10 protein-coding genes and 1 pseudogene are annotated in these 12,142 nt (G+C 60.5%); 4 read left to right on the top strand and 7 right to left on the bottom strand.

Annotated elements, in window-relative coordinates; translation table 11 throughout:
- Window positions 1-137: 137 nt before the first annotated feature.
- The 3 genes from SINAC_RS08785 to SINAC_RS08775 form a co-directional block, all read right to left on the bottom strand.
- On the bottom strand, window positions 138-464 hold the full coding sequence (locus SINAC_RS08785) for a hypothetical protein (RefSeq protein WP_020465655.1): 327 nt from the start codon (window positions 462-464) through the stop codon (window positions 138-140).
- Between the two features lie 228 nt (window positions 465-692).
- Complete coding sequence (locus SINAC_RS08780) at window positions 693-1,304, bottom strand: hypothetical protein (protein WP_020465656.1); 612 nt, start codon at window positions 1,302-1,304, stop codon at window positions 693-695.
- Window positions 1,305-1,312: 8 nt separating this feature from the next.
- Entirely contained in the window at window positions 1,313-1,927 is a 615-nt protein-coding gene (locus tag SINAC_RS08775) for a hypothetical protein (protein ID WP_154673612.1), read from the bottom strand.
- Window positions 1,928-1,986: 59 nt separating this feature from the next.
- Between SINAC_RS08775 and SINAC_RS08770 the strand changes: the two genes are divergently transcribed.
- Both SINAC_RS08770 and SINAC_RS08765 read left to right on the top strand, forming a co-directional pair.
- Entirely contained in the window at window positions 1,987-2,196 is a 210-nt protein-coding gene (locus SINAC_RS08770) for a hypothetical protein (protein WP_237722434.1), read from the top strand.
- A gap of 486 nt (window positions 2,197-2,682) precedes the next feature.
- Window positions 2,683-3,510, top strand: coding sequence for a zinc ribbon domain-containing protein (locus tag SINAC_RS08765; RefSeq protein ID WP_154673613.1), 828 nt, complete (start codon window positions 2,683-2,685; stop codon window positions 3,508-3,510).
- A gap of 198 nt (window positions 3,511-3,708) precedes the next feature.
- Here SINAC_RS08765 and SINAC_RS08760 read toward each other — a convergent pair whose 3' ends face one another.
- A complete protein-coding gene (locus tag SINAC_RS08760) occupies window positions 3,709-4,092 on the bottom strand; it encodes a hypothetical protein (RefSeq protein WP_015245328.1) in 384 nt (127 codons plus the stop codon).
- Between the two features lie 1,122 nt (window positions 4,093-5,214).
- Between SINAC_RS08760 and SINAC_RS08755 the strand changes: the two are divergent.
- Window positions 5,215-6,022 (top strand): annotated as a pseudogene (locus SINAC_RS08755) (IS5 family transposase).
- A 157-nt stretch (window positions 6,023-6,179) separates the two neighbouring features.
- Here SINAC_RS08755 and SINAC_RS08750 read toward each other — a convergent pair.
- The 3 genes from SINAC_RS08750 to SINAC_RS08740 all read right to left on the bottom strand — a co-directional run bounded on the left by SINAC_RS08750 (window position 6,180) and on the right by SINAC_RS08740 (window position 10,177).
- Window positions 6,180-6,992, bottom strand: coding sequence for a hypothetical protein (locus SINAC_RS08750; RefSeq protein WP_015245326.1), 813 nt, complete (start codon window positions 6,990-6,992; stop codon window positions 6,180-6,182).
- Window positions 6,993-7,394: 402 nt separating this feature from the next.
- Entirely contained in the window at window positions 7,395-7,883 is a 489-nt protein-coding gene (locus SINAC_RS08745) for a PilZ domain-containing protein (protein ID WP_015245325.1), read from the bottom strand.
- 218 nt (window positions 7,884-8,101) lie between these two features.
- The gene (locus tag SINAC_RS08740; RefSeq protein WP_020465659.1) at window positions 8,102-10,177 is read right to left on the bottom strand and encodes a vWA domain-containing protein; all 2,076 of its coding nucleotides are present in this window, start codon (window positions 10,175-10,177) and stop codon (window positions 8,102-8,104) included.
- Between the two features lie 195 nt (window positions 10,178-10,372).
- Here SINAC_RS08740 and SINAC_RS08735 point away from each other — a divergent pair, with 195 nt between their 5' ends.
- Entirely contained in the window at window positions 10,373-12,073 is a 1,701-nt protein-coding gene (locus SINAC_RS08735; RefSeq protein ID WP_015245323.1) for an SUMF1/EgtB/PvdO family nonheme iron enzyme, read from the top strand.
- Window positions 12,074-12,142 lie beyond the last annotated feature (69 nt).

Below are 12,142 nucleotides of genomic sequence, written 5' to 3'. Positions count from 1 at the left end.
CAGAACAGGGTCAGCACCGCCATCGCGGTGTGGACCTGGCACTCCGTCAGACCCGGATTTTTCCCCCCGAACTTCTGTCGCATCCGCGATAGGAACAAGTAGCTCAGGCAACTCAGGATCAGGTGGCGTTTGAGCCCCTAGTAGCGTCGGCCCTCGTACTGATCCAGTCCAATCTCGGACTTCTGGTCTTCGAAGCAGCGCTCGACGCGCCATCGCGAAAACCCAACCAGCAACAGCACCTGCACCGACGTCTCCTCGGGGGCGTCGCCGACGAAGAACTTCAACTCCGCCGGGTTCAAGACGTCACGGGCGGCAACCAGGTGCAGCGGCTCGCCCGGTAACCCGTCGGCGCCCACGGGGGAAAACCGCAGGTGCTTGACTTCCCAGACCATCGGCCCCTTGTGCCCATCCTTGACTCGCCACTGGACCCAGGACTGGCTGCTAAACCCGTCTTGATCGTGCATGGCGTCAACCCGCCAGGCCGGTGTGCTGCCGCTCGCCAGACGAGTGCCATTCGGCGATGGCGGGATTCGTTCATTCGTGTCAGGCCGATCAAGAGATATCACGTGCCCCTCGGCGTGGAGCACTTTTAGTAGGGGGCCGACTTTCTGTTCCAATGGTTGCCGGACCCTATTTCGAGTTGGTCTCTGATTTCGCAGAGTCGAGGAAACTGAGACTTCGACTAAATCCGCTTATTTGGATTCGATCGTCGTCTTGTACTTGCTGTTCCGAACGAGGCTGACGAAATCCCCTGTATTCAGCAGGTCGTAGAGGGCTTTTTTCTTGTCAGCGGCGAGCTCATAATACGACCTGCAAATCTCTGAACCCAGCGTATAGCCGAGGTCGGCGGGACGTCCTCCGACGCTTCCGTTGCACATCCACTTCGAGAGGTCGGTGCCGTTCATCTCCTTGCGAAAGTCTTCAAGAATCTCGGCCTCGTGCTCCTTCAAATAGCGTTGGCGAATCCCCTCCGATGGCTTTCCTGTCACCAGGTCGGTGAGAAAGTCACAGACACCTTCTTCAATCACGGCACGCAGAACGCCCCCTTCCCGCGGATCGCGGTAATTCTGCTGGAAATGCATGAGCTCGTGGGTCATCGTCCCTGAGATGAAGCGGGGGTCTCCAATAGACTTCTTAAGGCTCTCGCTCATTTCGTCCGTGGGCATTCCTTCCCCTCGTCCGTGCCGGTCGAGCCCAATGAAGACGCCCAGGTCAGTCGCCGAGCCGGCCGAGTTGAGGGTCCCGATCACCAGGTAGCCGTGAGGAAAAATGGCTTCCGGATAAACGTTTTTTAGCTTCTTCATGTTAGCAATCACTTTTTTCGGATCGCCCCCAATTGCTCGGGCTGAAAATGGTTGCGTAGATACTGATAATACTTGGGATACGTTCGAATGGCCGCCTTGACCAGATCATCAACCCCGAAGTAGCGATTCGCATAATAATCCCGCAGAGCGGGCGACCCGTCCAGAATCATCTTCGAGAAGAACTCCTCGGCCCGAGCCGGCTCCGCGCGAGCGAGGTCGAAGGCTTTCCAAAAGGCCTCTGCATCGTCCGTATGCACTTCAAAGCCGTCAACGCTGCTCAGTTGGCGTCGCAACTGAGCAAGCTGCGATTCGACGCGAGGCCATGCAGGGTCGGATTTCAAACGACCAAGGCTTTTGTACTTGGTGACCACGTTGGGATTGCGGATCCCGTACTCGATCGAGTGTTCCAGTGCCTGAATGGCTTGAGCGGATCGGTCGGCATCAGCCCATGCAACCGCCTCGTTGATCGCGACCAACGGCGAGCGCAGCTGTTCGTTGCTGTCCGCATACAGTTGGGCCAGTTCGACAAATCGCTTCGCCTCGTTAAAACGTTCGACGTCTGCAAGCACCTTCTTAAAGTCAGGCAATTTGGCAGACGCATCGGGACCGGACGCCTGGACCAACAAGCTCGCCAACAGAATGCTCGCTACCACAAGGCACCTCAATGGATGAAGTCGGTCAGTTGCCCGTTCAAATAAAGCATTCGCTCGACCACGCTCGGCCCGCCGGGATCGCTGGGCAGATCCGCGTGGTCGACGCCGACCGACCCAATCAGGTGGAGGAGCGGCTCTCGATCCCGGACCGCGACTATACGGAGCCCGAGCCCTTCCCAGCCAGGCGTGCCAGCGTGCCCCGTGGCCCCAGCCGCGTTGGGCGACGAGCTTCGACGTGAATGTTAGCGATGCGAACGTGCTGTTGGCTACGGGCTCAGTCGGCTGAAAGGGGGCGGTCATGGCGACGGAAATACAGCGAAGGCTGAAACTGCTGGTCGTTTCCCACTCCCTTGGGGAAGGGGGGTGCTCATGAGCCCCTCCACCATCCTCTTCCCGGCACAGGCCAGGTGAGGATGAAGGAGAGCGCCTCTCGCATCCCAGCCCCCAATGATCCTGCGAATCGAACCGAAGCCGCTGGAGACCTTTGACGCCCAGGGAATTCTATAGGGCAAGCAGCTGAGGATCGCTTACTTCCCAGCCAATGGACCTCGTCCCTGGAGGGAAAGCGCTGGGCAAAGGTTGCTCGCCGCACCCGATGGATCGACGTTCATCTTTCAGTTGGTCGAGTCCCGAAAGCAGGTCTGAACGAACGAATCGCTTTTTATTGCCGTCCTACTGTGCTTTGATGGACGATTTGAGCTTAGCGGCTAGCGCAAACGGCTAGAGTGAAGCGAGATATCGACCATCAGGGCAAGCCGATGAATTGCCACGCCTGCCAGCACCAGATTAGTTCCGAAGCGAGCTTTTGTCCTTCATGCGGCAAACCACAGGGGGCTTGGGTTCCCAACCCAAATCTCCCCAAGAAGATGGGCGACCGTGACAAAGCGTGGGTGATCATCGCAGGACTCACAGCTACGCCCATTGCTATTTTGATAGTGATGGTGATTGCCGCCGGAGTACGCAGTAAATTTAAACCCCCAGGTTTAGCCGCAGGGACTGAATTAGAAATCATAGGGAGGCCGATCGCGGCCGACCGAGGGGTCTATGACGCCTTGCGGGGTGGGACCGCGATGACTGATTTTAAGACTGGTCGCCAGAAATTCCGAGTGGAGCCTGGAGCGGCCGGGCGGGTGATTGAGCAAAACGGCGAGGCAGTTCACTTCGAAGTCGTGTCAGGGAAGATGAAAGGCCGAGACGGCTGGCTATCCCGCGATGGAGTACGATTACCTCCAACAGAGGCGGAGTCCGCCAAAGATGTGAAATTCGGGCTAACGCTCTTGGAGCGGCGAAAACTCTATGCCGAGGTGGAACGAAACGCTAAGTTGGCGGTGCGAGAGGCAGACCGCCGAGTTCCTGATGCGATTAACAGAACGAGCCGTGTCGGGATCCCTGCGGTCCAGAAGAAGTGGTCCCTAGTTCTCAATGAGATCCTAAAAGAGAATAGTCGCCGTCTGTACTCCAAGTATTCCAATCTCACGAAAAAGCAGATCGGACTGATCATATCAGAGGGTTCCGGCAATTCGTGGCCAGAACCTGAAGTCCCCAAGCCTTGACCCATGCACGCTAACGCCCCGGCCTACCCGAGGCGTTTCTATGCGCCTCAAGCTAGCCCTGGGGCCACGCCGCCGATTCACCTACCTCCCCCTCGAAGAAAGACCAACGAGCCTTCGTCACGAAGGCTCGTTGGTCTTGAGAATCCGAAGTTGATCACCGAGGGATAGATCCACGTCTGACCCTAAGCCAGCATGAGCCTATGAATATACAGTTAAAAATATTATAGTCTCGCCATCTCCGTAGATGTCTTCAACATGCAAAAAGTAGTACCCAGGTTCCAGTGGAGGGAAGCTTGCATTCCAGAATTGCAGGATTACGTAGTCTGAGAACACGGACGTAGGCTGGATGAGATTGCCGCCCAGATCCCGGAGTTCAAGTTTGCCAAGCGGATAATCAAATAAATCGCCATAGACAAAAAAATCGTTGGCCTCGCTCGTGATGTCCTGGTACGAGGCGTGAGTCAATATGGTTGCACCGGCGTTCGCGTCCTTGGGCGTGAAAAGGCCCAAAGCAATCGCCGCGATCGCAATGCTTAGTGAGATCGTCTTGCGGGATCTCAGCCACGCAAACCTGGTTGCCATTGTGATACAACTCCTTGGAGTGTTAACGAGAGCGAAGACCGGTTTTCACTGAGAGTGGCCCGGAACGCTAGCGTGGGTCCCAAACGCCATGCGAACCTGCACTACAGAGTAGCTCGCTTTCGGCCAAATGTCTCGCATTTTTCAGCCGACTCTCGCTTAAAGTTTCTTAAAGCCACATGCTCACCTCAAATGATCGCCTAAGACCTTTCTTGTTCGCTTGATTCTTTTGGCGTTACAGAGTTCAGGCCGAGGTAACTGATGTGCGACGAGATTCTCTGGAAATTTGTCCAGATCGCTACTTGCCCGCCAACGTTTTCGTGTGTGTATTTCCCCGAAGTCGCGCAACATCAACAATTTTTTATTAAACAAATAAATCATGAGCAAGCCGAACAACGAGGCGATCAAAGCGGCAAAGGTTCTCGGGCGTCTTGGCACGTCGAATGGCGGCAAGGCCAGGGCTGCGAGTTTGCGCCCGGAGGAGCGAAGCGAGATTGCGCGCCGTGCTGTCCAGGCAAGGTGGGAGAAAGCCGAACTGGAATCGGCCACTTCTGAAACCGAGGCGGTTCTTCGTGCGACCATGGTGGTTCGGGGCGATCGCTCAAGATCGGAGAAATCGAAATCCCGTGCTATGTCCTCGAGGACGGAAGGCGCGTGCTCTCCCAGAAGGGGATGCTTCGCGCCCTTGGAATCAGCCGCGGCTGAGGGGGGACAGGCTTGGCCGATTCCTCTCAGGAAACGCCATTAGTCCTTTCCTGGCTGAAGGTTGGCAAGAGGGGATGCAGTCGATCCGGTTTTTGCCCCCATTGGGAGGCGGGGACGGTGGAAAGGGCTACGCCTACAAGGCGACTTCAGCATCACCGATTCTTGACTAACGACATTGGCAATCCTCACCTCGATAAGCATGTTCTCATTGTTAAATTGCTCATGAAAGCGTCAGAGACATGGAGCGAATTCAAGCGGCTTTTCAACCGGACCTTTCCTCCAGCCTGTGGGCTTCAGCGAGAGATCCGGTTTCCTGATGTCGCGTAATCCCTCGCCACCCCTTCGGAGCGTCGACGCCGCCGCTCCTCACGGCTAGAGCGTGCTATGAACTGTAGTCCAGTGGCGAACGTAGTTTAGGGTATGATCACGCACCAACCCTACCCCAGCGACGTCACCGATGCCGAATGGGAGTTCGTTCTCCCTTATATTTGCCTGCTCCCTGAAGATGCCGGCCAGCGAATCCACAACCTCCGCGACGTCTTCGACGCCTTGCGTTGGCTCGTCCGAAGCGGAGCACCATGGCGTTACCTGCCCGCCGACTTCCCTCCTTGGGAGATGGTCTATCAGCAGACCCGCCGCTGGCTTGCCGCCGGCTGTTTCGAGGCCATTGTCCACGACCTTCGAGCCGTGCTCCGCTTCGCTGACAAGAGAACCCGAGCCGACGGCCGTCATCTTCGACGGACGAACCATCCAGTCGACCCCCGAGAGTGGTGGCCGTGCGGGCTACGACGGGTACAAGCGTCGCAAGGGGGCCAAGGTCCACATGGCCGTGGATACGCTCGGACATCTGCTGGCGCTGCACGTGACTCCAGCCAACGAGCAAGAGCGGGCCCAGGTCGACACGCTGGCCAAAGCCGTCCAAGAGGCGACGGGCGAGTCGGTCGAGCTGGCCTATGTCGACCAAGGTTACACCGGCGAGGAGGCATTCGATGCGGCGGCCCACCAGGGGATCATCCTCGAAGTTGTGAAGCTGGACGATGCGAAGCGCGGGTTCGTGCTGCTTCCGCGCCGCTGGGTCGTGGAACGTTCGTTCGGTTGGGCGGCGCGATTCCGCCGGTTGGCGAAGGATTACGAGCGTCTCTCCGAGACGCTCGCCGGATTGCACTACGTCGCATTCAGCTTGTTGATGCTCCGAAAGGCTGTTCCGCTATTTGAGTGGAGTTCATAACGCGCTCTAATGTGATGCTCACCGATCGCGATCCTCACACGATCCGAACTGCGAGCAGAACGTTTCCTCATCCAACTGGTTTTCGAAACAAAAAAAAGACGCCCCGGAACCGTTAAGGCTCCGGGGCGTCGTCTCGTTTCTGGAGCGAAGGATCTTGTCAAGGGGCGATCGTAACGACCGCGGGGCCGTGGAGCAGGCTGGCCCAGGCGACGACCGCTTCGCGGGTCAGGCGGACAGCATTCGTCAATCGATTCTCAGTCCGGCCCGTCTCGATGGCGGACGGAATCGATTCTTCAATCCCGTTGGAGGTGATCTGATTGAGCGTGTCAGTCTCGCTTGTAGAGAGGTTCTCTTCGGCCTCAAGTGAATCGTTGTCTGAGCTTCGCTCCGACTTGGCCAGTGTGGTGGCGTCAAGCGCGAAGTTGATGACGGTTTCCTCGATCACCCCCTCAAACGCAAGGTCGAGTTGGGGAACCGGGGCTGCGACGGCCACATCGACTGGGTTGCTCGGGGTGGCCTCTTCGGCCCAACCCTCGAAGGCGATTTCCGTGATATCGGTGGCGATCCACTCCTCGCTGACGACCGTGGCGGGTTCGGTGGGTAGCTCGATCGCGAACGATTTCGACGGCTCGACGGCCGTGAGTTGGTCGCTGCTCTTCACAAATTGGTCCATTTCACGGGTCGTACCCGCAAGCTCGTCTTGAGCGAACAAGGCGACGTTATCGTTGAGCACGCTGGCAAATTCATCGTCAGGGACGGCGACGGGGGCTGCCGTGGGCAGCGGGGTCGGGGCGGGGTCGGCGACGAGAACATAGGTCTCGTAGTCGGACGGTGCTTGAGGATCCCATTCAGCAAGGCGGGTCTGCACCCAGTGTTGCGCGGAGCGGGCCATCGTATCCAGATCGCGCCGAGTCGGCATATCGAAGCTCAGCCCGGCGACAAGACTCACCAAGATCAGTCGCAGTACCATCGGTCATTCTCCGCGACATCGAAGAGTCGTATATTGCAATTTCATCCGTTCAATGGGGTCATATGATGTCGCCCTTGGTGACCCATTGACCGTTCTGCTGTTAAACATTTTCGACAAGGAAGACCTGATCCTTTAGCGACTTCAGGGGAATCAGGCAAAGATTCCTGCCCAATAGGGAGGTCGTGCCTCCCCGTTCCGGCGGTATCTCGTTGTCAGGAACCGGGCCTGGGCAATTGCTGGAGCGTGCGTGAGAAGGAGTCTTGTGACTCGATTAAGGAGGTGGCGGGCCAACTGGCGAAGATTGAGACAGCCCGGCTGGCTGGATCCAGCCGGGACGTCACGGTGCCGGCCAATCATCGCGATTGCGCCAGGGGTGACGATGAGGAGGGGTCGTTGGGCGGATCAGTCACCGAAGACGGCCGTGTTATAGAAGTCGGAACGGCACAGTTCCCGGAACTCGAGCCGGATCACATAGCGACGTCGCAGCGCGACCCAGCGGGATTCGAGAACCAAGGCGGAGAGACTGCTCTGCGTCGACGTCCCGCCCAGCCGCATCCAGACAACCTGTCCCTGGACGGGGGCCGTCGCGCTCGAGATTTGCACGCCCCGCTCGCTGATATTCACGAGCTCCGCGTCGACGATGATGAACTCTTCTTCCGCCCACCATCCGAGCCAAAGGTCTTCCTTAACGGCCGTGTAGCGGGGCGATTCTCGACGTTCTCGCAGACTGGCGCGGCTGTACTGGCGTCCGGGCTGAGCCCCTGGTGAAATCGTCGCCGCTGTTGCCGTGCGGGTGTGCTCAAGCGGAGAATCGGCTGGTCGCTGCGCCTTCGGAGGAGAAGTCGATTCCGTTGGGCTTCGCTCGTCCGAACGCGCAAACCATTTCCACATCGCCAATTCGCTCCCTTTTTTTTGCAGGATAGGCACTCCTCACAGGACGAAGATCCAATCCACTGCAAGCGAAGAAAAAAAGGTTCCAACTGATTGAAGCATAGGTCGAAAACGCCCTGACAGCGGGTTGGCGACCCGAACAATTCAGGCGGGCGATTTGCCATCAAGCCAGAAGGAGGCGTGGGGCGTCGGGACTCATGCCTTGGTGGCGTTCCCTTTCAAAAATCGATGAGCGAATAGGGAACGAGCGCCATGCCGTCAATGGTCCGTCGAGGGTCGTCCCAGTCGGACGAGTTGCGTCGCTTGATTAATTCGGCCAAGGTAGTCGCGAGGCGATCGTTGAGCGCGGCCCTGGAGGTCTCGTCGGCCTGGAGGAGGTCGGCCTGGGTACGGTGGAGGAGACTGTCTGCCCGCGCTGGGGGAAGCCCCTGGCGACGGCGAAGGTGCTCGGCGAACGTCTGCGAACCCCGGTCGGACGCCAGGAAGCTCGCTTCGCCAGCGGCGGCGGCCGTGCCGATCTCGGCCAGGTCGGCCAGGTCGCGAGCGGTCCCCTGGGCGGCAAGTTGCAGTTGCGTCAACTCCTCGATGAGCGTGCCGACCTCCTGGCGTGACATCAAGGTCTCGACGGATACGAGCGCTTGCCGGTCTTGCTGTTCGGCAATCCAGCCGATCCGGACCGAGGGGGCTTTTCGGCCCTGGAATCGAGGATCGGGGCGAGCATGCCCCGAGGACTCGCCGCTGTGGAGGTCGACAAGCACCGGAGCAACCTGGTCCAGCGACAGGCCCTGGCTGTTGACGTAGTCGGCCAGCCGCCCCTCGGCCTCGGCCGCAGCCAAGGCGGCGAGGTCACGAGCATGCTTGATCCGGTCGTCGATGATCGCCTGGAGCATGGCCACGAGTTGTTGGGCGTCGGCCAATTGCAGGGCAAGCGGCGCGACCGTCTGGGTGAAGCCATTCCCCTTTTCGAGTGGCAAGAACGATCCCTCGGCCAGGGCCTGCCACTGAGCGCGGTAACGAGCCAACTCGTTGCGTGAGAGTGTGCCCGGCCGATCGAGTGCGACCGTGGCGATGGTGATCCCCGCCTCCTTGGCCCGCTTGGCCAGCGACTGGGCACGCGACAGGTCTTGGGCATGGTCGGGCGCGTCGCCGAGCAGCACAATCATCTTCGTTGCGAGTTCACCGGCCCGGCCCGTCGGCCAGTCGAGATGAGGGGTGCCCGGGCGATCCTCAGGGCCGGCGGGGAGGGCTTGGGCCAATCCGTCGAACACGGCCTCGTCAATCGATCCATCGCCGCGACGAGCCGCGCTCAGCGTCTCGAGCGCGGCCAGGAAGTTGGCAGGACTCGTGAATCGCGTGACGATCCGTGCAACGTGTCCGAAGACCGGCGAGTCGTCACGGTAGTCGACCAGGGCGAGGCGGATCGTCACGTCGCGGTGTCGATCGGCGGCATCGGCGACGAGTTGCCGGGCCAGCGTTCGTGAGGCGTCGATCGTCGCTTGCATCGAGGCCGTGGTATCGATCACGAAAGCGATGTCGACCCTGCGCAAGGCAGGGAGCAAGTTCTTCGGCGGCGCGGCGGGGGGAGGAGGAGGCGGGGCCAGGTCGCGGACCAGGCTGGCGACCTGAAAGATCGTCCTGGTCGAACCGTCGGGCAAAGGGATCGCCCGCGTCGCGAGGATCGGCATCCCGAGCGCGGGGGTCTTTGAGCCGTCGGTACGTTCTTCTCCTTCCGTCGGACAATGCCCGGGATGACGAGAGCAAGGGCGATGGGCCAAGACGTCAAGCAGGCAGGCCTCCTCACGGTAGATCACAAGAGGGGGACGCCCCTGCCCCGGCGTCGGCCGGGCCATCAGACGCGTATCCCACTCCAGGACCGATGCCGAGGGCACCCAGCAAGGCGAAGCCGCTTCCTTCGAACCGAGTTGGAAGGCGGTCGGTCGATCCGAGGGGGATTCGCCATATATGTAGCGGATGGCAAAATAATCGAGTGGTGCGCCGGCCACCTTGCCCCCGTCGGGTTCGCTCTGGCAAACGACATCCAGATCCTTGACCAGGACCTTGCGCCTCAGTCCCTCCGCTGTTCGCAAGATTCCGTCCGCCTGGGCCAAAACCAGCGGCGCGTCGTTCCGAGGGCGAAGGGGAGTGAGGGGCGCGTTCTTCGAGGCTTCGGTCGTGCGCGAGAAGTCCGATCGCTGGGTGCGGCCGTCCGCAGCCGACCATGTACCGATCGTATACGCACCTGTGATGAGCAGGGCGAAGGCGTAGAAGACCGGCATGCGATAAAGCGGAGGCATCAGCGGCAGTTCCAGTCTTGTGGATTCAATGTCGGGCCGTTCCTGCACTTTTATGGTACGCTGAGACCGACCTGGCGGACAATTCCCGGATGATTGTCCTGGATCGGTGGGCCGCTCGAGCCGAATCGTGACGGACTCAAGCAGCTTCATTCCGATTTCAGACCTCCCCCACTAGCCGATTTTTCGGAGGCTCTCATGAGCCAGCGGCGCCTGCTCCTCGCACTTGGACTGTGTCATGCTTTCGTGTGCGGCCCTGGCATTGTCCAGGCGGCTGAGCCTGTCCAGCTCTTGGGCTGGGAACAAACCGCCGTCCATTTTCCGAGTGGCGGCCGTGATTCGTTCGAGCTGACGGCGAGGACCGCGTGGACTCGCAGCCTCTCGGGACAATTCGCGGTCCGGATCACTTTGCCGCTCGGTCAGGTGGAAACACAACCCTTGCCGGTCAAGCCGGGCCAATCCCCCCGCCAAATTCAGGTCTACGTGCCGGCCTCGGCCATCAGAAACATACAGCCCGCTGCCGTCGTCGTCCGCGTGTGCATTCTGGATCCGGCGACCAATGCGGAGGTGAGCAACACGCTCGAAGCGAGAATCAGCGACTTTCCCCACCCTCGCCCGGAAGGTTCGGACGTGGCCGCAGGACCGTTCGGTTGGGGAACACCCCTGGCCGGTCCGCCCGGCACGGCCAGGCTCTTGCCGCGTCCCGGCCCCGTTGACTTGCAGTTCGTCCGCATCCCCGGCTCCGACACCCAGCCTGGCCTCTTCGTCGCAACCACCGAGTTGAGCAACGCCCAGGCCGGTCGCCTCCTGCCTGACTACAACCCTCGCGCGGGCCGGTCCGATGAATTCCTGCTGGAAGCCCCCGCGCAGCCGGCCCTTGGTCTTACACCTCGGAAGGCCGAAGCCCTGCTCGCCCGGTTGGGAAAAGTCGACCCCTCTGGAGTGGTCTACCGCCTGCCGACGGTCCCCGAGTGGGACCGCGCAGCCAGGGCCGGGCGATCAACCCCATTCTGGTGGGGGGACAAGCCGGAGAATGGGGAAGGTGCAAACTTCCTCGGAGCGGAACCGAGCCTACCGGGCGACACCACGGCACCGACCCGACCCGGTTCCGGAGAACCACGCTTTCAGGCGAACCCTTGGCAATTGTTCCATACGTTCGGGAATGTCGCCGAATGGGCGACCGAAACGCCTGGGAACTTTGCTCGGCTGGGCGGCCACTTCCGCACGGAACCGGCCGAGTCCACCGCCAAAGTTGAGGTCACGGACTCCGACTCGACCGGCCCTGATCCATACGTCGGCGTCCGCCCCGTATTCGACCTTGATGAGCAAACCGGGGCGGCCCTCGCGATGAAGACACTCGCAGGCGACCCAAAGCTGGCGAAACTCCAGGCGCGGTTCGACCCGGATCGAGCCACGGTAACGCTCCAGGGGACGCTCGCCGAATCAAGCTGGCGCGCCTTGGCCGACAAGAGGCTCGCCTCGCTCTGGTTCGTCGCGGCGGTCGAGAACCAGGTCGAGACCCCGACGTTTGCTACGGGAGAACTCGCGCGGATCGGGGGACTGGCCGGGCCCGTCCGACGGATCACCCCCCTGGGTCGCTGGTTCTACGAGGTCCCGCTCGAGGTCCGCTGGTCGGACCCGCTGCCCGTGACGGGATCGGCATGGTGGGTCAATGTTTTCCTCCCAGGCGGCGGCCACATGTCTCATCGCCTGGCGACGACCGAGCCCGATCGATCGAGGCGGTTGACGGTGTTGATCGACCGGGCTCAGATGTCGGCCGCTGGGCTCGCGGCCGACGCGCCTGTCTCCGTCGCACTGAGCCTGGGAGCAGAGGCGGCCAACTCCGCCGATCCTCACATTGTCAGCAACGTCGTCCCGGTCCTCTGGCAGTTAAAATGATTGGGGTGTTGGTTGAGGAACCGTCCCTTTGAATCCTCTCGCTTGGCGCGTCCGGGCCGACCGACGACG

Origin of the sequence: Singulisphaera acidiphila DSM 18658 (genome assembly GCF_000242455.2) — a bacterium.
GTDB lineage: Bacteria > Planctomycetota > Planctomycetia > Isosphaerales > Isosphaeraceae > Singulisphaera > Singulisphaera acidiphila.
The sequence above is the reverse complement of the archived record's forward strand: the minus strand, read 5'-3'. Positions and strand labels throughout refer to the sequence as shown.

Coding starts and splice junctions, on each gene's coding strand:
- SINAC_RS08740 (WP_020465659.1), bottom strand. CDS start 10,177: ATGCCTCCGCTTTATCGCATGCCGGTCTTCTACGCCTTCGCCCTGCTC.
- SINAC_RS08760 (WP_015245328.1), bottom strand. CDS start 4,092: ATGGCAACCAGGTTTGCGTGGCTGAGATCCCGCAAGACGATCTCACTA.
- SINAC_RS08745 (WP_015245325.1), bottom strand. CDS start 7,883: ATGTGGAAATGGTTTGCGCGTTCGGACGAGCGAAGCCCAACGGAATCG.
- SINAC_RS08750 (WP_015245326.1), bottom strand. CDS start 6,992: ATGGTACTGCGACTGATCTTGGTGAGTCTTGTCGCCGGGCTGAGCTTC.
- SINAC_RS08735 (WP_015245323.1), top strand. CDS start 10,373: ATGAGCCAGCGGCGCCTGCTCCTCGCACTTGGACTGTGTCATGCTTTC.
- SINAC_RS08780 (WP_020465656.1), bottom strand. CDS start 1,304: ATGAAGAAGCTAAAAAACGTTTATCCGGAAGCCATTTTTCCTCACGGC.
- SINAC_RS08785 (WP_020465655.1), bottom strand. CDS start 464: ATGCACGATCAAGACGGGTTTAGCAGCCAGTCCTGGGTCCAGTGGCGA.